Below are 21,983 nucleotides of genomic sequence, written 5' to 3' on the forward strand. Positions count from 1 at the left end.
CCCTTTTGTTAAGATAATCTCTTGTTATAACTCCGACATCTTATGAAACAAGTAGTCCAGCAGCCGAAGGCGGGGGTGGTCGTGGAAGAAGTTCCCGCGCCGATGATTCGGGGCGAGGGCGTGTTGGTGCGAAACCATGCGTCGCTCATCAGCGCGGGCACGGAGCGCGCCACGATAAGCGTTGGGAGCAAGAGCCTCATCACGACGGCCCGCGAGCGCCCCGATTTGGTGCAGCGCGTCTTGAAGATGGTGCGCACCCAAGGGTGGCGCGCGACGCTTCAAAAGGTGCGGGCGCGCATGGGCGCCTCGACACCCCTGGGCTATAGTTGCTCGGGCGAGGTGCTGGCCGCCTCTCCCGGGCTCGGCGAATTCTCCGTCGGGGAGCGCGTGGCATGCGCCGGTGCCTCCTACGCGAACCATGCCGAGGTGGTGTTTATTCCCAAAAACCTCTGTGTGCGGATTCCCGACGGCGTCTCGTACGAGGACGCCGCGTACGTCACGGTGGGCGCCATCGCCATGCAGGGGGTCCGGCAGGCCGATGTGAGGATGGGGGAAAGCGTTGCGGTCGTCGGCCTGGGGCTGCTCGGTCAGCTCGCGGTGCAGATCTTGAAAGCCTCGGGTGTGCGCGTGGTGGGCGTGGACCTCGACGAGGAAAAGGTCAAGCTCGCCCAGGAGCACGGTGCCGACTTGGCGCTTTCCAGAACGGACGAGGTTGAGGATAAAATCAAGCGCTTTACGGGCGGCCGGGGCGTGGACGCCGCCATCTTGACGGCCTCCACGACGAGCAACGACCCGATTGAGCTGGCCGGAGAGATTACGCGCGAGAGGGGGCGCGTCGTCGTCGTGGGTGCCATGGGATTGAACGTGCCGCGGCAGCCCTATTATATGAAAGAGCTCGATATGCGCCTTTCCCGCTCCTACGGGCCGGGCCGCTACGACCCCGAATACGAGGAGAAAGGAAATGATTATCCTTACGGCTACGTGCGGTGGACGGAGCGCCGCAACATGGAGCACTTTTTGCGCCTCGTGGCGGAAGGAGCGGTTCGCCTACAGAGAATTACCACCCATCGCTTTCCCATCGAGGAAGCCCAGAAGGCCTACGCCTTGCTGACGGGAGAATCCAAAGAATCTTACTTGGGCCTCGTCCTTACCTACGACGCCAAAAAACCCCTCGAGACCAAAGTCACGTTCCCCGTGCGCAGGGTGGCTCCGGCCGCACCAGTGCGAATGAGCGTTCTCGGCGCGGGCAATTTCGCGCAGGGGGTGCTCCTTCCCAAGCTGCGCGAACTGGGCACCGTCCAATTCCGCGGTCTGGTCACCGCAGAGAGCATTCCGACGAAGCGCGTCGCCTCGCAGTACGGTTTCGCTTTCGCCGGAAACGACGCGAACGACGTGTGGGAGGACGAGGAAACCAACGCCGTTCTCATTGCCACGCGCCACAACCTGCACGTCCCGCTCGCGCAGGAGGCGCTTCGACGCGGCAAGCACGTTTTCTTGGAAAAGCCGCTTGCGCTCAACGACGAGGAACTACAGGCCATGGTCGAAGCGTACGCCCGCGCCTCCGCGATTCTCAGCGTCGGATTCAACCGCCGGTTCGCGCCGGCGACGCAGAAGATACGGGACCACTTCTCCGGGCGCGCGGAGCCGCTCTTCATCCACTATCGGGTGAACGCCGGCTTCATCCCCAAGGAGCACTGGGTCCACGACCCCGTCGAAGGCGGAGGGCGCATCGTGGGCGAGGTTTGCCATTTCGTCAATTGGATTCTCTATCTCACGGGGTCGGACGCCCGTTCCGTCTACGCCGAGAGCCTCAAGAGCGCGGACCCCGGCGCGGTGAACGAAGACAGCATCGCGGTCACGCTTTCGCTCTCGGACGGTTCCGTGGGCACCGTTCATTATCTCGCATGCGGCCCGGAAACCGTGGCCAAGGAGCGGGTTGAGGTCTTCGGCGAGAGGCGTTACGCCCACCTCGACGATTATCGGGCCGTCACGCTGGGCTACAAGGATAGAACGGACACCACGCGCTTTTCGGTACAGGACAAGGGCCACAGGGAGGAATTGCGGTGTTTCGTGGACGCGATCGCGAAGGGTGGGGAGTCGCCCGTGCCGTTCGACGAGGCCGCGCATACGACGGAAGTGACGTTTCGCGTTTTGGATTCGCTCCGCACCGGGGAGAAAATCTTGATGGAGGAGCCTGTTCCATGAGGGTGATTCACGTGGCGGGCGCACGTCCCAATTTCATGAAGATTGCGCCCTTGATGGAAGCGGTGGTGCACTACAACCGGGAGCACACGCAGCGGCCCATGGAGCAATTCCTGGTGCACACCGGCCAGCACTACGACGAACCCATGTCAAAGCTTTTTTTCGACGAGCTCGGCATTTCTAAGCCCGACGTCAATCTCGAGGTGGGCTCGGCGAGCCATGCCCGGCAGACAGCGGAAATCATGAAGCGGTTCGAGCCGGTGGTCGAGCAATGGCGCCCCGACGTCGTTTCGGTGGTCGGCGACGTGAATTCGACGGCGGCATGCGCCATGACGGCGGCGAAAATGGGGATCCGGACGGCCCATGTCGAGGCCGGCCTTCGCAGCCACGACCGCGAGATGCCCGAGGAGATCAACCGCCTCGTGACGGACGCTCTGTCGGATTTCCTGTTTGCGACCTCGCGCGGGGCATGCGAGAATTTACGGCGGGAAGGAATCCCGGACGAAAAGATTTTCTTCGTGGGGAACACGATGATCGACACCCTTATGCGGCACCGGGAGCTGGCGCGCCGCCCGGCGTTTTTGGACGGGCGGTCGATGGGCCAATTTGCGGTCGTAACGCTGCACCGCCCCTCCAACGTGGACCAGCCGCGCGTGTTCGAGGAAATCCTGGACGCGTTCGAGGAGCTGGGCAAGCGCATTCCCATAATCTTCTCGGTCCACCCCCGCACGCGGGATATGGCGGAAAAATTCGGCCTGCTGGAGCGGATGGAGCGCCAGGAAAATCTCACACTTACCGATCCGCTCGGGTATTTGGAATTTCTCTACCTGCTGGCGCATGCCTCTTTCGCGATGACCGACTCGGGCGGCATCCAGGAGGAAACGACCGCGCTCGGTATTCCCTGCCTCACGATTCGCGAGAACACCGAGCGTCCGGAAACCGTCAAGGAGGGAACAAACGTCTTGGTCGGGGCGAACCACGCGCGTATTGTGCGCGAGGGAGAGGCCATTCTTGAGGGGCGCGGCAAGCGGGGCCGCATCCCCGAAAAATGGGACGGCCGCGCGGCCCAGAGGATCGTGCGGGTGCTCGCGGAACTCGCCGACTAATTTTTTCAGGCTCTCTTATGCGAATTCTCTACCTCAGCCAGTATTTTCCGCCGGAGATGGGGGCTCCGTCGGCCCGGGTCTGCGAGCTCTCGAGGCACTGGGCGAACGCGGGCCATGACGTTACCGTTCTCACGGCGTTTCCCCATCATCCGACGGGCGTCAAGCCCCCGCACTATCGTTGGCGTCTCTGGGCTCGGGAGCGGCATTATGGCGTTCGGGTGATACGCACTTACGTTCTGGCCACGCCGAACCGGGGGCTCAGGCGCGCCGTTAGCTACGCTTCGTTTTTCCTGTCGTCGATGCTTTTGGGCATGTGGCTTGCACCGCGTCCGGACGTCCTCGTGGCCACTTCCCCGCAGCTTCTCGTGGCCTTGGCGGGCTACGGCCTCAGCCGCCTCAAGCGATGTCCGTTCGTGTTCGAAGTACGCGACCTGTGGCCGCGGGTCATCGTCGAGGTCGGCGCCATGCGCAGAGGGTGGTTCATTCGGTGGCTGGAACGCGTCGAGCTTGCCCTTTATCACCGCGCCGTGCGCGTGGTGGTGGTCACGGAAGGGCTGAAGCGCAACCTCGTGGGGCGCGGAATCCCGGCGGACAAGGTGGGCGTGATTCCGAACGGCGTGGATTCCCGGTCTCCTTGTCCAGCTTCTTCGATTCGCTCCGAGCTGGGGCTCGACGGGAAATTCCTCGTGGCCTACGTAGGAACGCACGGCATGAGCCACGGCCTGGAGGTGGTGCTCGACGCGGCGGAAAAGCTTCGGGAGCGTTCGGATGTGCAATTTGTTATGGTCGGAGAGGGCGCCCGCAAGGACGCCCTCAAGGAGCAGGCCCGGGCGCGGGGCCTCGCCAACGTCCATTTCCTGCCCGAACAGCCGCGTGAGCGGGCGCAGGCGATTCTGGCCGCGTCCGATGCGGTGGTGGTGCCCCTGCGAAAACTTCCCCTTTTTGAGATTACCGTTCCCTCGAAGTTGTTCGAGGGCATGGCGGCCGCGAGGCCCGTTTTGCTTGGTGTACAGGGAGAGGCGCGGCGCCTCGTCGAGGAGGCCGCCTGCGGGTACGCGTTCGAGCCAGAAAACGGAGCCGCGCTCGCCGATTCCATCCACCTTCTTTTGCAGGCCCCGGACGAGGGGCGCCGTCTTGGGGAAGCGGGGCGCGCCTACGTCTTGAAGCACTATAGCCGCCAGAAACAGGCCGAGCGTTATGCGGCGCTTTTGGAGGCGGCGGCATGAGGGAAACACCATGATCCGGTGGCGATTCATTTACCTTTACTTTTTCCTCGTGAGCGCGGGGGTTTCTCTCTTCCTCGTTCCGCTGTTTCGGCGATTCGCCCTACGATTTCAGGTGATGGACCATCCGGGGGAGCGAAAGCTTCACACGGAGCCCCTTCCCCTTTTTGGGGGCGGGGCGATCTTCTGCGCCATCGTGGCCGTGGTGGCGTTTCACTACGCGGTGCAACCCATGATGGCCCAGAGCGGATTCGTGCAGACGGTCGTGCCGGAATTCTACCGCTCCTATTTGCATGGCATCTGGGCCTTTTCGGGGAGGATGTGGACGATTTTTCTGGGAGCGGCTTTCATCTCGGCGCTCGGTCTCCTGGACGACGTGCGGGGCGTCTCAATTCGGATGCGGTTCCTCTTCGAAATTCTAATCGCCGTCGCGGTCGTAGCCATCGGGATCAAGCCGGACATTGCAGTTTTTCCCCAACCCCTGGTTTGGCTCGTTTCCGTAATCTGGATTGTGGGGATTACGAATTCGATGAATCTTCTGGACGGCGCTGACGGGCTGGCGGCCGGCGTAGGGGCCATCGCGGCGCTTCTCTTGGCGTGGGTTATGGCGTTGGGCGGTCAGCCGCTCCCGGCGGTTTTCCTGCTTGTGCTGGCGGGAGCGGTCGCCGGATTCCTCCGTTACAACTTTCCTCCGGCGCGCATTTTTATGGGAAGCTGGGGCAGCATGCTCATCGGGTATCTTCTCGCCGTGGCAGTGCTTCTCACGACGGACGTCGCGGCCGGGGAAAATTGGCTGCTCCCGATTTTGATCCCCCTGCTGATTTTGGGCATTCCGCTCTACGACACGTTTTCCGTAATTGCGATTCGCCTTGCGCAGGGTCGCTCGCCGGTGCTCGCCGATCAGAATCACTTCGTGCACCGGCTCATGCGCTTCGGCTTTTCGCCGAAGCAGGCGGTGCTCTTTATCTATCTGCTGACACTGTGCATCGGCATCAACGCCACGCTGCTGCTCAGGGCGGATGCGAGGACGAGCTTCATCCTGCTCCTTCAAATTCTGATGACGTTCGGTGTGATCGTCGTTCTCGAAAGGGTGCTGCTTGCGCATGCGGCGGCGCTTCGGAAAAAGCGTAAGGAGACCAAAACATGAACGTGTTGATTACGGGAGGAGCGGGCTTCATCGGCTCCCACCTCGCCGAGCACTATTTGAAGCAAGGGCACAAGGTGACCGTGTTGGACAATTTGTCGACGGGGAGCATGCAGAACATCGAGGCCTTAAAAAAGAAGCCCAATTTCGAATACGTCATCGACTCCATCATGAATCGCCCAGTGCTTGCGGAGCTCGTGGATCTGGCGGATGTGGTCTTTCATCTGGCGGCGGCGGTGGGCGTTCGGCTCATCGTGGAAAGCCCGGTCAACACGATCGAGACCAATATCAAAGGCACGGAGGTTATTCTTGAGCTTGCGAACCATAAGAAAAAGAAGGTGCTCATTGCCTCGACGTCCGAAGTCTACGGAAAGAATTCGAAAGTCCCGTTCGTCGAGAGCGACGATATGGTGCTCGGTCCGAGCAACAAGTCGCGGTGGAGCTACGCCTGCTCTAAAGCCATCGACGAATTTTTGGCGCTCGCTTACTGGAAAGAGAAGAAACTCCCCGTCGTAATCGCCCGCATCTTCAACACCGTGGGGCCGCGCCAGACCGGCCGCTACGGCATGGTAATCCCGACGTTCGCAAAGCAGGCCCTTCAGGAAAAGCCCATCACCGTCTTCGGGGACGGAACGCAGAGCCGTTCCTTCCTTCACGTTCATGACGGGGTACAGGCGCTCTCGGCATTGATGGAGAGTGACAAGACGGTGGGGGCCGTGATAAACGTGGGGCACAACACCGAAATTGCCATTCTGGAGCTCGCCCGCCAGGTCAAGAGTGTCGCGGGCAGCCGCTCCGAGATAAAGCTTATTCCCTACGACGAAGCCTACGAGGAGGGCTTTGAGGACATGCATCGCCGCGTACCGAGCATCGAAAAGGCGCACCGCCTTATCGGCTTCGAGCCTACCAAGAACGTAGAGGAGATACTGCGCGACGTCGTCGAGTATTTCCGCAACGGGGACATCCTGTAGGAAAAACCGCGGGAAACATTCCTATGGAATCGCTTTTCTGGGCCTGTTTGATTCTGGTCGCCTACGTCTACGTCGGTTATCCGACGCTGGCATGGTTTGCGGCGCGTGTGAAGCCGCGGGCGTGGAAACGGGACGAGGAATACCTTCCCTCGCTCACACTGGTCATATCGGCGCACAACGAAGCGGGGATTCTTCCCGCGAAGCTCGAGAACACCCTCGCGCTGGACTATCCCCAGGAACGCCTTCAGGCGTTGGTGGTCAGCGACGGCTCGGATGACGCGACGGCGGACATCGCGGAAAAGTCCCCGCGCATAGAGGTCCACGAAACCGGCGAACGCCTGGGGAAGAGCGAGTCGCTCAACCGCGCGTGGCCACGCGTCAGGGGCGAGGTGGTCGCCTTTTCCGATGCGAACGTCATGTACGAGGGCGATGCCTTGAGGAAGTTTGTCCGGAATTTTTCCGACCCGCGCGTGGGCTGCGTGTGCGGAGAGCTTCGCTATCGGGACGCCCGCACGCCTTCGAGCCGTGGTGAAAACCTTTACTGGCTCTACGAGAGCCGCCTGCGGGAGTGGGAAGGGCGCCGAGGGGCGCTTCTTTCTCCCAACGGCACGCTTTTTGCCGTTCGGCGCGAGTTGTTTCGCCCCCTTTCTCCCCGGGCGGCCAACGACTTTCAGACCGCGGAGGATGTGGCGGAGCAGGGAGCGTGGGTCGTCTACGACCGCGATGTCCGCGCCTGGGAGAGCAGCGTCGGCACGCACGTGGAGGAATTTTTGCGAAAAGCGCGGATTATCGCGGGCTGCGCCGAAGTGGCGTTTCTGCGGCTGGGGCGCATGCGGCCGGCGCGGACGCTTCGCATGCTCTCGCACAAGATCCTTCGCTGGCTGGTGCCGGTGTTTTTGGGGGGCATATTGTCGGGAAGCGCGGCCCTCGCGCCGGCCCGCCCGGAATGGGCGTTTGTCCTCGGCGTGCAAGCCCTGTTCTACGGGTGCGCCCTTTTGGGAATGTTGCCGGGCTTTCGGCGCGTGCCTTTCTTCTATCTCCCTCTATATTTCGTCGTGGTCAACGCCGCCTCCGTGGTCGGCCTCTGGCGCTTTGCCACGCGCACGCAGAAACCTGCGTGGGAAAGCCCCCGCTCGAATCGCGCAGACGTAACGGCCCAAAGCCATGGATAGCCCACAGGTGCAAGTTCTTTGCTCCGAGTACCTGGATGCCCTTCTTTGCGGGGCTCCGGAGGAGCGCCTTGAGGCTCTTCGGGAAAGGCACGCCTCGCTCTCCGTGGCCGAATGGCAGGTATGGCTGCAGCACGTTCAGGACGCCGATGCGGTAATGTACGTGCGCGAGCACTTGTCGGCACATCCCGAAGTGATTTTCATGCCCGCCGAAGTGTTGGAAGTGCTTGAGCAAAAGCACAAGAGAATTCAGACTCGCCTTGCCTATATGCTGGAGGAATTCCAAAAGCTGGTGCGTGCCCTTGGAGAAAAAAGGATTTCGTGTATCTTCTTGAAAGGAGTTTACTTGTCCCAGGCTGTTTATAAGAGCGTGACTCAGCGCCCTTTTAGAGACATTGACATCCTTTGCCGCCCCTGCGATGTGAAAAGCGTGATGGAAACGGCATATGGGCTTGGATATGGTCCCCCGCCGCCGAAACTGCAGCACTGGCTTGAACGCTGCTATTTCGAGGTGCCCGTGGTCCATTGTGCCGATCGGACGCATTTCCTTCTGGACATTCACTGGCACCTTGCTCCTTCCCATCGCTATCGTATTGACCTTGGCGGCGTATGGCAACGAAGCGTGCCGTGGCAAGGGGAGGCCCTTCGTGTCCTTTGCCCCGAGGATTTGCTCTTGCATTTGGCTCTGCATGCGGCGAAGAGCTATTTTGCGCTTCCTTGGACTCGCTGGGACGATTTTGCGCAGGTATTGCGAACCTTGCCCGTGGACGTGGATGTGTTAACGGCGCGAGCGGAAAAATGGCGGATGCGTACTGTTCTCTACACGGCTCTGAGGATGGCTGCGCTTTGGACACCGGATACGGTTCTTGATAAGGTGCTTGATCGGTATCCTATATCTCCCTTTCGGAAGGCGGCGCTGGAAAAATGGATTGTGTGTGATAGCAAGCGCACTCGCTCAAGCTGGAAACATATTGAAGCGGTACCCAGGTTGCGTAAGGAGTTGGTAAACGTTCTTGTTTGTGATCACCCTCTTGCCAGCTTGGGCGCGGAATTTCCTCGTTTTTGTAAATGGCTTCGCTACGGTAGCGAGCCTCGTGGGGAGGTCCAGCGTTGGAGGAAAACATGGCCGGGGCTCGCGGGATGAGCGAACGAAAGCGCTGTGCTGCGGTTTTTGGGGGGGGGCGGTTTTGTCGGCTCGCACCTCGTCGAAACGCTGCTATCGCGCGGGTGGAGGGGGCGGAAGAAAAGGCTGACTATATCTCGTGCATGCCTTGGGAGGGGGAGGGCAGGGGCCGGAAAAAGCTGTTGCTACGGAAATTGCCCTTCATTCTCCGGCTGTGGAGCGGTGGCTTCACGAAGCAAAGAAGCGTCACGCCGTATTTTTGTGTCTTTCCGGTTAATCTCCTTTTGATCAACCACACGCGTCCTGTAACTCTCTGTAAACAAGAACGAATTTCACTTCAGGCGTTGGCTGAGCAAGCCGTCCGAGCGGCCAGGGGCCGTTGCTTTGAGCAAGCCCGCCCGGGGTCGGATGCCTCATGTCGGCGTGGAGGAGCGCAGCGTGGCTTGGTGCTTGCATGTTTCATAGAGGGAGGTGCCCGCCACCTTGGGAAGCCTGAAAAAGGAAAAAATTCCGCCTTAAAAAAGCTTGACAACGGCACTTGAGGTGTGCTAATGTTGAAGCTTCTTTATGTGGGAAACTATGGAGGTTTGTGGGGGAAGCTGCAGAAGCTTTCGTCGCTGAAAGTGTGACATGCCGTCTAGGTGGATTCGTTTCGTAATTATTGTACTGATGATGGTGCCTGCGGGGACGGTGCAGGCGCTTGATTCAGGATCGGGCTTGCCTGGAGGGAATGCAGGGCAGGGGATTCCGGCGGGCAACTTTGTCATTTATCCCACCCTTGAGCTTATTTATCAATATGAAGACAATCTATTTCTGACCCCTAGTTACGTCAGGCGGGTGAAATCGGCCAGCTATGCGGTTCGTCCCAAGATTATGGTTGAGATGCCGTTTCTGACGAGTTACTTTCGTGTGGGGTATGCGGGCGAGTACCGTGAGTACGACGAATACGCGATGCGGGACAATTGGACGCATACAGCCATAGCGGATTTGCGACTTATCCTGAGCAGCGGAATGACCGTTACCGCGCAGGACCGCTATATGCGAACCACGCTGTACACTGAGGCATTTGATAAAAATCGTGAGGTGGTGTGGGGACGCCAGCCTTTCGTCTCGAATACGATGGTGCTGCAGGTACGACAACGGGTTAAGCGGCAGCTTGCAGTTGTTGGGGGAGGGGCTTTTACCACCGTGCGTTTTGACGAGCCTGCCACGGCGAGCGAACCCATAGCTTTTTTCGATTACACTACTCGAAGGGCGTACCTAGGCATGGATCTTGAGATTAGTCCATTAACCAAGTTTGAAATTTCTGCTAGCCGTACCTGGGTGGAGCAGGATCGAAGCGCTCAAGGCCTGGATGAGGAACGCAAATCGACAGCCGAGGCCATTCAAGCCTCTCTGGGAGAGGGCTTGACACCGACGCTTTCTGGAAAGATATCCGTGGGCTACAGAAGGTCGCATTATGACCAATTTCAAACCGCCGGCCAAGCTTCTGCAGGGCAGGGTCAATATCGCGGCCTTGTGTACGGGCTCCAGCTCAACAATCGGTTTTCGCCGAAAACCACGGCGGTGGCAAATTTCTCCCGAGCGGAAAATCAATCTTCCTTCCTGGGAAGCAACTATTATGTTTCGGCGACAGGCATGTTAACGGTGACCCAAAACCTTTCCCAAGTCACCTTCTGGTCTCTGGGGATAAGTTATCAGCAAAACAGTTATCCTGCTCTAAGCACGGAGTTTCCGGGAGAGAGGCGCGACGACGATACTTCAGGCGTGAAGGTGGGCGTTGGAATGTATTTTCTTGAGCGTGGAAGCGCGCGCTTCAACTATACATATCAAGACAGAGACAGCTCCATTGGCGCCTACAGCTACGTAAGCAACCGTTACACGGTGCAAGTGCAGGTGGGGTGGTAAATACTTTGACGTTGTAGGGTGCGGTTGGTAACCGCTGGAAGGTTTCCGGTAGAAAGCACGGGGAGCAAGCAATTTCTGCCGAAAGCTCCTGCTGCTGTATTCCATGAAACATGCGGTTCTAAAAACGCGGTTAGGGTTTCCATACCAGAGTGAAACAGGGGATCGCCACGCTGTAACCTGAACCGCTTATCAGGAAAGTTGTAATGTCGCGATTCTTTGAGGTGGTGGCCGGCCCCGGCTGCCCCGTAACGCTATCGACGCCGGCCTGCCCTTTGCCGCGGGAAGATTTTTTTCTTATTTTTTCGGTTTCTTTTTTGGTATAATAAACCCATGTGGTTTGATTGGCGGATACGAAAGGGGCGTTCCATGGCCCTATTGGGCGTGATAGGGGGGGTAATTCTGTGCCTCGGAGCCAGGGGAGGGGGGGTGTTGACGGATTTTCGCTTTGCCCAGAAGGAAAACTTATTTCGCGTGGAGATCCACGCGTCCAGAGCGGTCGAGAAAAGATTTATTTACGAGAGTAAAACAAAAACGGGAAAAATCCAATTTGACTTTTCAGGATTCGAGGCCGAAGAACAAGTGTACGAGCTCAACAATGAGATTCTGAAACAAGTTAAGGTGTATTTCATTAAAGGACCCGAAAAAGTCGTGCGGTGCCAATTTGACGTTGTGCGTGGCGTGTCGCTCGCTTGGGTGGAGCCCCGTGGCAAGGTGTTGACTATCGCTTTTGAGCGTGAGGATTCAGTTGCCGCTTTGGAAAGACCCCTGCCTCCCGACACCGAGGCGAATTCGTGGATGGTGAAGCCCCACGACGAAATTCTTTCACTGTTTTTGGCCGCGACGCCTTCCGAGTATCGGCTTGACGAGGGAGACGCAATCTCAATCTCGGTATACGGGCATGGGGATCTTTCCATGGAGTTGAACGTGCCGTCCAAAGGCTACGTGAACTATCCCTTCCTTGGTGAGGTGCAATTAATAGACCGCACGGCGGCCGAAATTGAGCGGCACCTGCAAGAGACTTTGGCGCGGGATTATCTGGTCGATCCTCAGGTGAAGGTCGTCGTGACGCAATACGCGAGTCGGTGGATATTCGTCGGGGGCAGGGTTCAACGTCCCGGGAAAATTTTTTTTCATATCCCCATGACCCTGCCCGAGGCATTGATTGAGGCGGGCGGGTTAGCAGAGGGGTTCATGGGGGATTCGGAACAGGTCGAGGAAGCCAGGAATGTCTATTTGTCCCGCAAAATTGGCGAAGAGATGACGGTGCTTCAGGTTCCCGTTAAGGAACTGTTTGGAGTTCTGAGTTCTCCCTACCAGGAAATTTATGTTTTTTCCGGTGATATTATTGAAGTGCCGAAAACTTCCCTTTACTTTTACATTTCGGGAGAAGTGGACGAGCCGGGCGTGTATGAATATAAGGAACATCTTACGGTGCACCGCGCCATTCTTGAGGCGGGAGGAGTCGGACAGTGGGGCAGCGCCCGCAACCTTCAACTCATTCGAACCGCGCCGGATGGCGAACGGAAGAAATATAATATAAACCTAAACCGCATTAAGAAGGGAAAGAGCAAAGACATTCCTCTCCAGCCCGAAGACCTGATCGTCGTCAAACGCCGTATTATCTAAGAAGAAAAAAACCATGCTGACACGGCAAAGCACTATTGTGCGCGAAATGCATCTCAAGGATGCGTGGGCGATTCTAAAGGAGAACCTCTGGATCGTCGCAACCTGTTTGGTGGTGATCGTCTCAACCGTAGCGATTGTATCCTTCAGCAAAACCCCCATGTATCAAACCTCGGCACGCGTCCTCATAAAGGCGCGGCTTCCCAACATCATGGGCGGCGGATTGCACAGCGTGGAGGACAACTTGGTGCCGCAGAGCGCGTACGATATGATAACCTTCATCAATTCGCAAAAACTGGTGATACGAAGCACGGGGATGGCCGAACGTGTCCTTGAAAGATTCCCCCATCTTCGTGAACACCCGCGTTTTAAAAACGCCGGGAATCCTGCAGCCGTCCTGCGCAGCAGGGTTCAAGCGAAGCAGTTGGAAAGATCGCATATTTTGGACATTATTGTCGTGGACAGCGATCCGAAGCTGGCGGCGGACATTGCGAACGCCGTAGCGGAAACGTATGCGTCTTACAATCTCGAGGTCATTGACGAAACCGCGAGCCACATCTACTCCATCCTGCAGGAGAAATTGGATTCCGTGCGCGGCGAGGTGGAGCAAACTCGAACCAATCTCCTTGGAACGGCTGCGGAAACGGATGTGTACAATCCCCAGGACATCGAGAGCATTAACACCGCGAAGCTGAGTTCCTTAAGCTCAGCGTACACGGGCACGCGTACCGAACGCATTGAAAAAGAGGTTTTGATGGAACAGATTCGCGAGGTGGAGCGGCGGAAGGGGGATTATTCGGAAATTTATGTCATTGCCCAATCCCCTGCCTTTTCAACCCTCCATAGCCAGTTAATTAACTTGGAGATCGAGCGAGCAAGCCTCGCGGAGACCTATAAAGAAAAACACCCGATGATGCAGAGCCATCTCGCGACGATGAACGAGGTTAAGGCGAATCTGAACCAGGAGGTTCAGATGTTTGTAAAAGCTCTCAAAAAGGAGCATGCGCGCTTGAAAGCTCTTGAAGAGCAGTATTTCCAAGCGCTTGAAAAGGCGAGGCTTGAATCGGCTGAACTGAACAAGCAGCTCATCGCTTATGAAACAAGCGAGCGGGAGGTGAGATTCGCCGAGGACGCGTACACGTTGATCTTTCAACGCCTCAAGGATAGGGACATCATGGACGGCCTTCAGATGGACATTGTGAGCGTCTTGGAACGGGCGACCGTTCCGACCGTACCGTTCACGCCGAAAATCAAACTCAACATCCTGTTCAGCCTGCTCTTCAGCGTTTTTGTCAGCGCGGGAGTGGTAATTTTAAAGGAATATCTCGATACGACCGTTCGAACACCGGATGACATCGAAGCGCTCAAATTGCCCATCCTGAGCATGATTCCCCATGCAGCCGAAGGCACGGGGCGAAGCACGGCGCGCGAGGCCTATAACAGTTTGCGCACCGCCCTTCTGTTTTCGAGAGGCGATGCGGCGCATTATACACTTCTGGTCACGAGCACCGTGCCGAAGGAAGGCAAGACCTCGGTGACAAGCAGCCTCGGAAAAACCCTCGCTTCGGCGGGAGAGCGGGTGCTTATGGTGGATTGCGATTTCCGGAGGCCGATGCTTCACAACAAGTTCAACATTGATCGACGGAAAGGCGGTGTCGCCAGTTACGTGATGCAGAGCGAATCGGTGGACATCGAAACCTACATTCAAAACGTGGCCCCCAATCTGGACGTTCTTGCATGCGGCCCCATTCCCCCTGACCCGCCCAAAATCTTGGGCTCCCAGCAATTCAAGGACCTGCTTTCGAGACTCAAGCAGCGCTATCGGTGGGTTCTTCTGGACTCCCCTCCCTTGCTGGGGCTGGCCGATTCGGTGGTGCTTTCGACGATCTGCGATGGGCTGTGCCTGGTGATTCGGCGCAATAAGGTGGACAAGCTCGCGGCGCAGCGATGCTTGGGCCAAATGCGGGACATCAACGTGAACGTGATTGGCGCGGTTTTCAACGATTTGGATTTTCGGAGCGCTTACTACACCCGCTACTACAGATACGGCGGAGGGTACTACTATTACTACTACTCTTCGCAAGAGGAGAAGGAAAAGGACAGCATGATGCCGATGGTCGAGCGCTTCCGCAAACGCCGCCGGTCCCAGGACGCGGTATCGGAGACCTTTTTTGATTCGTAAAAAACCCCTTGACACCGCCCAAAGGGCATGGTAAGCTGAACTCTGTTTGGAGGTTCGATATGAGCAAGAAATGGTTAATATTGATTATGGCCTGCGGGCTGGCGGTGCCTTCGCTGGCGGCGGAGGTGGACGAACCCAGCAAGCTTGAAGAGCGCATCATTACGGAAGGCGAGTTTGCGATCCTGTACTGTATTGCCATACAGGCCGAAGAGCCCAGAGACGGCTGGACGGCCGAAGAAGCCATCGCCGTGCTTACCTCGTTCAAGGTCGAACACCCAGAAGGGTGGCAGCCGGAGGCCGATTTGATCGAGGGCGTCATGATCGAATTGGTGCACTACGCAGGCATCGAGCTTGTCACGCCCTATCCCGATCGACCGGTGACGGTGCGCCGAGCGAATGCCGTGTTCCACAAATTCCACTCCTTTTTCAACGACTTCCATCCCGAGCATCGTACGGTAACCGGGGAGAAGGCCACGTTTATCGAGTACGAGGGCAATCCGGGCGGTCCCTTTTCGCCCTCGCAGATTCCCTAGCCGTCTCCTGACGCACTGTTGACGTGCGGGGGAAGGCGGGAAAAGCCATCCTATCAAGCTCCGTGAATAGCGGGGCTTTTTGTTTGCCTGCTGCGTCGGTGCTCGCCGGGGCGACCTCGCTCCGCCGAAGGCTTCGCGGAGGCGAGAGCGCTTTGGTGTAGCCTGACACCTGCGCGGCGGGGGAAACGCGTCACGAATGCGTCGAAAAAGGACGATATGTTGGGAAGCGACGGCTCCCGTCCGCGTGGACCTGGCGGGCGGCACCATCGACATCTATCCCTTGGAGGTGTTTGCCGCGCCCGCGCTTACCGTGAACGCGGCGCTGTCGCTTTTTGCGAAGGTGAGGCTGACGCTTCACCGCAGCCCCGCGGTTCGGGTGTTGGCGAAAGATCCCGGGCTATGCGCCGTCTTTCCATCGGCGGAGAAAATTCCGAAAGAGAATCCGGTCCCCCTTGTGGCCGCCATCGCCCGGCACCACCTGGCGCCGCCGTCCCGGCGTATCGGCGAAGCGCGCCGGAGGGGAGCGGACATTGAAATCGGGAGCGAGGCCCCGCGCGGCGCGGGTTTAGGCGGTTCCTCCGCCCTCGGCATCGCCCTTCACGCGGCCTTTTGCCGGGCGCTGCACGCCGGCGGCGGGCCACGGCGAATCGGAAAGAATCTCGTCCGCGAGGCCCAGACGGTCGAGTGCCATGTCATCGGCGCGCCCACGGGTGTGCAGGACTACTACCCGGCCCTGTACGGCGGGGCGCAGGCGCTTTGGTACCGGGGAGGCGCCGTAGAGCGCGAGCCCCTTCCCCACGACGGCCTTTCTTTCCTTGAAAGCGCCCTTGTGCTTGCTTACACCGGGCAAAGCCGTCTTTCGGCGTCTGTCAATTGGCGCATCTTCAAGGCGGCTTTTGAAGGACGGCTGAAGGTTCGTGGTCGTCTTCAAGCGATTGGCGAGGCCGCGCTTCGGACGCGGGAGGCGATCCTTGAGCGGAGCGTCAAGAGGCTGGCTCGGGCCATGGCTATGGAGTGGGAGGCGAGGCGGCGGCTGGCGCGCGGGATCGAAACGGAGCGCATGCGGCGCCTTATTTTTCTGGCGAAAGAATCGGGTGCTCTCGCGGCCAAGGCCTGCGGCGCCGGCGGAGGGGGGTGCGTGGTTTTCGTGATTCCGGAAGGCAGGGGCAGGCGCGAGCTGGTCGAACGGGCCCTGTCCCAGGCCGGCGCCCGCGTCCTTCCCGTACGCCTGGCTCGCCGCGGCCTCCGCGTTCGCACGGATTAATAGCGCCTGCGTCCCTCTTGGAGAATGTGCAAGCAAGCCTTGACATCCTAGGCGAGAGGGGGTAGTGTATCTCTTGGAGTAATATGGGAGACGAAAAACAAAGCCTCAAGGTTCTCCTGACGGACGACTCAGCGTCGTTTCTGCATTTTGAGAAGGTGCTCCTTTCGGGCACCGGCTACCAGTTTATCACGGCGACCACGGGAACCGAGGCTTACAAGCTGACCAAGCAGGAGAAACCGGACATTATCCTTCTCGACATCAACATGCCCGAGCTGACGGGCTTTGAGTGTTGCCGCTTAATCAAGAACGACGCGGAAGTCTCGGACATTCCCGTCATCATGGTGACGACACGGGGCTCCCAAAGCGACATTGACGCGGCGTTCGAGGCGGGCTGCGACGACTACCTCTTTAAGCCCGTCAAGAAGAACGTCCTCGTCGAAATGATTGAAAAGCATCTTAAAAAGAAGCCCGAAACGCCCGCCTAATCCCGATTTTCGTATCTCTCGCCCCTTCCTTTCCCCCTGATGGCGGCGTGCGTCAAGTCACCTTCACGGGGAGAGTTTCCGCGCGCACTGGGCGTACTCGATTCCACCGCCTTGGTGGTGGGCACCATCGTGGGGTCGGGCATTTTCCTCACCACGGGCCTCATCGCCCGGCACTTGCCTTCCTCCGGGTGGATTCTTGCAGTCTGGCTTCTGGGAGGCGTTCTCTCGGCGATGGGGGCGCTCACCTTCGCCCAATTGGGCGCTCTGCGGCCCGAGGCCGGCGGGGCCTACGTCTATACCCGCGAGGCGTTCGGGCCGCTTCCGGCCTTTCTCTACGGCTGGACCTTGTTTTGGATCCTCCAGTGCGGCTCCATCGCGGCCATCGCGTCGGGCTTTTCCCATTACTTCGGGAAATTCTTTCCTTCCTTCTCGATGGAGCGGGTCCTGGTGACGCTCGCCTTCGACGGCTGGACATGGCACCTTGCGGCGGGCCAGCTTAGCGCCGCCGCCGCCGTCGCCGTCCTCACACTTCTTAACATCTGCGGTCTCCGGGCCGGCAGTTTCCTGCAGAACGCCCTTGCGGCGCTCAAGCTGTCGGCCCTTGCCGTCTTTGCCGCAGCGGGGGTGGCGTTTTCGGATGTCGCGGCCCCGGCGGCCATGCCGCCGTCCCAGCCCGCTTCGGCCTCCGCGGTGGGCGTCGCGCTTGTGGCCGTGCTCTGGGCGTACGCCGGCTGGTTTAATCTCAATTTTGCGGCCGAGGAAATCAAGAATCCCCGCCGCACCATCCCCGCGGCGCTCGGCGCGGGGCTGGCGCTCGTTACGGCGCTCTATCTCGCCGTGAACTGGGTCTACGTGCGCGCCGTGCCCATGGAGGTGATTCGCGGCGTGGTCCCCGTGGCCGAACGCGTGGCGGTGCACCTCTGGGGGGATTTTGCGGCCTCGCTTGTTGCAGCCGCCGTCGTGGTCTCCACGCTGGGCGCCTTGAACGGGCTCATTTTGATGAGCCCGCGCGCTTTCTTCGCCATGGCGCGCGACGGCTTTTTCTTCAAGATGCGCGCGCGGCTTCATCCGCGCTTTCGAACGCCGCATACCTTCCTGGCCGTGCAGGGCGCGTGGTCGTGCGTTCTGGTCCTTGCGGGGGGCTACGAGGCGCTCTTCACGTACGTGATGTTCGCGGGCTTCCTGTTCACGGCGCTCGCCTGCGCTTCGCTCTTCGTGCTCCGAAAGCGCGCGGCCGGCGCAAGGCTCCCGTTTCGCTGGACCTACCCGTGGGTGCCTGCGGGCTACATCCTCGTGTGCGTCGTCCTCGCCCTCAACACGCTGCGCGAACGCCCGCTCGAATCGCTCGGGGGTTTCGCGCTCTTGGCTCTGGGCGCGGTGTGGTATCGGATAGGCGGAAAATAGGGCGGGGGACGCTCCGGCTGCGGGACCGACTCTCGGTTTTGACATCTTCCCTTGCTCTACCCATAATAAGGGATGACGACGCTCGTTTTGGCGACCACCAGCGCCGGGAAGCTGCGGGAGATACGCGCCGAGCTTGCGGATACGGGCTTTGACCCGATTCTCACGCTCAAGGAGCTTCCTTCCGTTTCTCTTTTTCCCGAAGATGGACGCACGTTTGAAGAGAACGCCATCGGCAAAGCGCTTTACTACAGCCGCGCGACGCCCCACCTCACCGTCGCCGACGATTCCGGGCTCGAGGTGCAGTACCTGGAAGGGGGGCCCGGCGTTTATTCGGCACGGTTCGGAGGGGAGCATGTCTCGTACGATGAAAAGAACCGCATGATCTTGCACCTGCTCGAAGGCGTGCAAGACAAGGCGCGCACGGCCCGCTTCCGGTGCGTGCTTGCGGTGGCGCAAAGGGAAAGCGTGCTCGCCGTGTTCCATGGGACGGTCGAGGGGCTGATTGCGCACGAGGCGGCGGGTAACGGTGGGTTCGGCTACGATCCCATCTTCTATGTGCCGTCGCTCGGAAAAACCCTTGCCCAGGTGCCGCTTGAGACCAAAAATACGCTAAGCCACCGCGGCAATGCGGCACGAAAGCTACGCCGCTATCTTCTCGAAAACCGCGACCGCCTGGCCGCCGCGCCGGAGTCCTCTCCATGAAGTCCGAGGAGCGCCCGGCGCTTTTCTTGGTGGACGCCTCACATCATCTCTACCGCGCCTATTTCGCCATCCGCCGCCTGACGAACTCGAAGGGATTCTCGACGAACGCCATCTACGGTTTTGTGACGATGCTGAACCGACTGCTGGAAGCGCACCGCCCCTCCTACCTTGCCTGCTGCTTCGACCGGGCGGAGAAGACGTTTCGCCACGAGATGTTCGAGGATTACAAGGCGGGCCGCGACGAGATGCCCGACGACCTCGTGCCGCAGATTCCTTACGTCAAGCACGTGTGCGAGGCGCGCCGGATTCCCGTGCTCGAGCGCGAAGGCTTTGAGGCAGACGACATCATGGGAACGCTCGCGGTGCGGGCGGCGGCCGACGGATACGACGTCGTCCTGGTCACGAACGACAAGGACCTTTTCCAGCTCGTGCGCTCGAACGTCCGGGTTCTCTACATCGACAGGCAGGAGGGGGAGCGCTTCCTCGACGAGGCGGGCGTCGAAGAGATGTTCGGCGTGCGCCCCGCGCAGGTGGTCGACGTGCTGGCCCTATGGGGCGACCCCACTGACAACATTCCCGGCGTGCCCGGTATCGGCGAGAAGGGTGCCAAGCAAATCATCCACCGCTGCGGCTCGCTTGAGGAGGCCATCCGCCAGAGCGACGTGCTTGCGGAAAAGCGCTACCGCGGCAAAATTACCGAGCACGTCGACGAGGCGCGGCTCTCAAAAACGCTTGCGACCGTCCGCACCGATGTGGACGTGCCGTGGAGTCCGGAAAAACTTCGCGTAAGGGAGCCGGACGTTGAGACGCTGCGCGCCCTTTACGAAGAACTCGAATTCCAGAAATTTTTGGAGAAATTGCCTCAGCAAACGGGGGGTGTGCCCGCGCCGGCTGCGGCGTCCGGGAAAGAAACGGTGCCGATTGCCGCCGACGAGCCCCCCCGGACGCTCGACGCGAAGGCGCTCGGAGCGCTGCTCAAAGACGCCGAGGCGCGGGGGCAAATCGGGATTTCGCCGCACCCGGCGGCGGGCGGGGCCACGGCCTCGCCGCGCGAGTTGATCTTTGCCGTGGACGACGGGGCGGCCTATTCGCTCGCCCTTGATGAGGCGGAGAGCGCCGAGTGCGCCGCGGCGTTTCTCGAGAATCCCGACGTCCTCAAGACAACGCATGACGTCAAGCGCCTGCTGCTTTTCTTCCCCTCGCTTAGTCCACCCTTTGCCGACACCATGCTCGCGGCCTACGTGCTCGACCCGGAGGAAGGAGCCTATGACGTGGAGACCCTCGCCCGGCGCCGTTTGGGTCGCGAAATCGCCATGCCCAAGCGGCCGTCCCGCCGGGGGCTCTACGAGGAGGCGGAGGAGGACAATTCCGGCACCGCACTTTGCGCACGCGCCCTCGTTCCTCTTTGGGAGGAGCTGAAAAAAGGGCTCGCGCAGCAGCCGCTGCTCGAAAGCCTCTACGAGACGCTCGAGCTTCCGCTCACGCGCGTGCTCGCGGCGATGGAGCGGCATGGCGTGCTCCTCGACGCGGAGCGCCTGGGCGAGCTGGGCCGTGAGCTGGGCGGAGAGTTGCAGACGCTCGGAGCGGAAATCTTCGACATGGCGGGGGAGGAATTCAACCTCAATTCGCCGCGGCAGCTCGCCAAGATTCTCTATGAGAAATTGTCCCTTCCCGTGCTCAAGAAGACCGCCAAAACCAAGGCCGCCTCGACCGGGACCGAGGTGCTTGAGCTGCTCGTGGCCGAGCATCCCATTGCCCAAAAAATCCTGGACTATCGCCAGAAGACCAAGCTCAAGTCCACCTACGTGGATGCGCTTCCGAGGCTCGCGCATCCCCAGACGGGGCGCGTCCACACCTCTTACAACCAGTGCGTTGCGGCGACGGGGCGGCTTTCGTCGTCGGAGCCCAACCTTCAGAACATTCCCATCCGCACGGCGGAAGGGCGCCGGATACGCGAGGCGTTCGTCGCCCCGGAAGGCTGGCGTCTGGTTTCGGCGGATTACTCACAGATCGAACTTCGAATCCTCGCCCACCTGAGCGGCGACGCCGTGCTTGCGAAGGCTTTCGAGCGCGGCGAGGACGTCCATGAGCGCACCGCCGTGGAGATTCTCGGCGCCCAGCCCGGGGAGGTGGCGCCCGACCTGCGCCGGCGCGCGAAAACCGTAAATTTCGGCGTCATCTACGGGATGTCGGCCTACGGCCTGGCGAAACAGGTGGGTGTTGAAATGGGCGAGGCGGCCTCCATGATTCGCGCCTACTTTGAGCGCTACGCGGGCGTGGCGGAACTCCGCGAAGAGGTGCTCAAAGCGGCGCGCGAGACCGGCGTCGTGCACACGCTCTTCGGCCGCGTCCGCCGCATCCCCGAAATTCGCAACCGCAACCGCGTCGTCCGCGAGGCCGCGGAACGAGCGGCCTTCAACACGCCCATTCAGGGAAGCGCCGCCGATCTGATGAAGCGCGCGATGCTGAAGGTCTTCGAGGCGTTTGAAGCACGCGACGACGCGCATCTCATCATGCAGGTCCACGACGAGCTCGTGCTCGAAGCGCGCGAGAACGCGGCGGAAGGCGTCGCCCAAGAGGTGAAAGAGCTGATGGAAGAGGCTTTTGCGCTGAACGTTCCGCTCGCCGTGGACACGAAAATAAGCCGGAGTTGGATGTGAACAAAATAAACACGCAAAGAACTTCGCGGCGCGATTCACGCAGGGGCACTGCGTGCCGCGTTTTGACATGGATGTTCTGTGTCTTCTTCTGCCTCTTGCTTTTTTCCCACGGCCTTTTTTCGGTGAACCCCGAAGAAAGCTTCTTCGTTCTCAACGAGGAAGAACGGATACTTTTCCGGAAAATCAACGAGGAGCGCCTCCGCCGCGACCTTCCGTATCTCACGCTGGCCTACGACGTGAGCCTCTTGGCGCGCTACTACAGCCTACTCATGGCAGACACCAGC

Annotated in this window: 16 protein-coding genes; all 16 read left to right on the forward strand. The window is 59.8% G+C overall.

Going from position 1 to position 21,983, the window contains the following annotated elements; genetic code table 11:
* The first annotated feature begins 42 nt into the window (after nucleotides 1–42).
* The 16 genes from JSV08_00795 to polA all read left to right on the forward strand — a co-directional run bounded on the left by JSV08_00795 (nucleotide 43) and on the right by polA (nucleotide 21,699).
* On the forward strand, nucleotides 43–2,205 hold the full coding sequence (locus JSV08_00795) for a bi-domain-containing oxidoreductase (GenBank protein UCF80993.1): 2,163 nt from the start codon (nucleotides 43–45) through the stop codon (nucleotides 2,203–2,205).
* Entirely contained in the window at nucleotides 2,202–3,308 is a 1,107-nt protein-coding gene (wecB, locus tag JSV08_00800) for a UDP-N-acetylglucosamine 2-epimerase (non-hydrolyzing) (protein UCF80994.1), read from the forward strand. The genes JSV08_00795 and wecB overlap by 4 nt, the downstream gene beginning before the upstream one ends.
* Nucleotides 3,309–3,325: 17 nt before the next feature.
* A complete protein-coding gene (locus tag JSV08_00805; protein ID UCF80995.1) occupies nucleotides 3,326–4,534 on the forward strand; it encodes a glycosyltransferase family 4 protein in 1,209 nt (402 codons plus the stop codon).
* Nucleotides 4,535–4,544: 10 nt separating this feature from the next.
* Nucleotides 4,545–5,678, forward strand: a complete 1,134-nt coding sequence (locus JSV08_00810) for an undecaprenyl/decaprenyl-phosphate alpha-N-acetylglucosaminyl 1-phosphate transferase (protein ID UCF80996.1) — start codon at nucleotides 4,545–4,547, stop codon at nucleotides 5,676–5,678.
* Nucleotides 5,675–6,646 carry a GDP-mannose 4,6-dehydratase gene (locus JSV08_00815; GenBank protein UCF80997.1) on the forward strand — a complete coding sequence of 324 codons (972 nt, stop codon included), beginning with the start codon at nucleotides 5,675–5,677 and terminating at the stop codon, nucleotides 6,644–6,646. The genes JSV08_00810 and JSV08_00815 overlap by 4 nt, the downstream gene beginning before the upstream one ends.
* 23 nt (nucleotides 6,647–6,669) lie before the next feature.
* Nucleotides 6,670–7,818 carry a glycosyltransferase family 2 protein gene (locus tag JSV08_00820; GenBank protein UCF80998.1) on the forward strand — a complete coding sequence of 383 codons (1,149 nt, stop codon included), beginning with the start codon at nucleotides 6,670–6,672 and terminating at the stop codon, nucleotides 7,816–7,818.
* Nucleotides 7,811–8,959, forward strand: a complete 1,149-nt coding sequence (locus JSV08_00825; protein UCF80999.1) for a nucleotidyltransferase family protein — start codon at nucleotides 7,811–7,813, stop codon at nucleotides 8,957–8,959. Before JSV08_00820 ends, JSV08_00825 begins: the two co-directional genes overlap by 8 nt.
* A 609-nt stretch (nucleotides 8,960–9,568) precedes the next feature.
* Nucleotides 9,569–10,846: an outer membrane beta-barrel protein gene (locus JSV08_00830; GenBank protein ID UCF81000.1), complete on the forward strand. Its 1,278-nt coding sequence runs from the start codon at nucleotides 9,569–9,571 to the stop codon at nucleotides 10,844–10,846.
* 330 nt (nucleotides 10,847–11,176) lie between these two features.
* Nucleotides 11,177–12,472, forward strand: a complete 1,296-nt coding sequence (locus JSV08_00835; protein UCF81001.1) for a polysaccharide biosynthesis/export family protein — start codon at nucleotides 11,177–11,179, stop codon at nucleotides 12,470–12,472.
* Nucleotides 12,473–12,485: 13 nt separating this feature from the next.
* A complete protein-coding gene (locus tag JSV08_00840; GenBank protein ID UCF81002.1) occupies nucleotides 12,486–14,651 on the forward strand; it encodes a polysaccharide biosynthesis tyrosine autokinase in 2,166 nt (721 codons plus the stop codon).
* Between the two features lie 59 nt (nucleotides 14,652–14,710).
* A complete protein-coding gene (locus tag JSV08_00845) occupies nucleotides 14,711–15,184 on the forward strand; it encodes a hypothetical protein (protein ID UCF81003.1) in 474 nt (157 codons plus the stop codon).
* Nucleotides 15,185–15,380: 196 nt separating this feature from the next.
* The gene (locus tag JSV08_00850; protein UCF81004.1) at nucleotides 15,381–16,448 is read left to right on the forward strand and encodes a hypothetical protein; all 1,068 of its coding nucleotides are present in this window, start codon (nucleotides 15,381–15,383) and stop codon (nucleotides 16,446–16,448) included.
* Between the two features lie 83 nt (nucleotides 16,449–16,531).
* Nucleotides 16,532–16,933, forward strand: coding sequence for a response regulator (locus JSV08_00855; protein UCF81005.1), 402 nt, complete (start codon nucleotides 16,532–16,534; stop codon nucleotides 16,931–16,933).
* A 39-nt stretch (nucleotides 16,934–16,972) separates the two neighbouring features.
* A complete protein-coding gene (locus tag JSV08_00860) occupies nucleotides 16,973–18,337 on the forward strand; it encodes an amino acid permease (protein ID UCF81006.1) in 1,365 nt (454 codons plus the stop codon).
* 72 nt (nucleotides 18,338–18,409) lie between these two features.
* Entirely contained in the window at nucleotides 18,410–19,039 is a 630-nt protein-coding gene (gene rdgB, locus JSV08_00865) for an RdgB/HAM1 family non-canonical purine NTP pyrophosphatase (GenBank protein ID UCF81007.1), read from the forward strand.
* Nucleotides 19,036–21,699 carry a DNA polymerase I gene (gene polA / locus JSV08_00870; GenBank protein ID UCF81008.1) on the forward strand — a complete coding sequence of 888 codons (2,664 nt, stop codon included), beginning with the start codon at nucleotides 19,036–19,038 and terminating at the stop codon, nucleotides 21,697–21,699. Before rdgB ends, polA begins: the two co-directional genes overlap by 4 nt.
* Nucleotides 21,700–21,983: the final 284 nt, after the last annotated feature.

It is taken from the genome of Acidobacteriota bacterium (assembly GCA_020349885.1).
Lineage (GTDB): Bacteria > Acidobacteriota.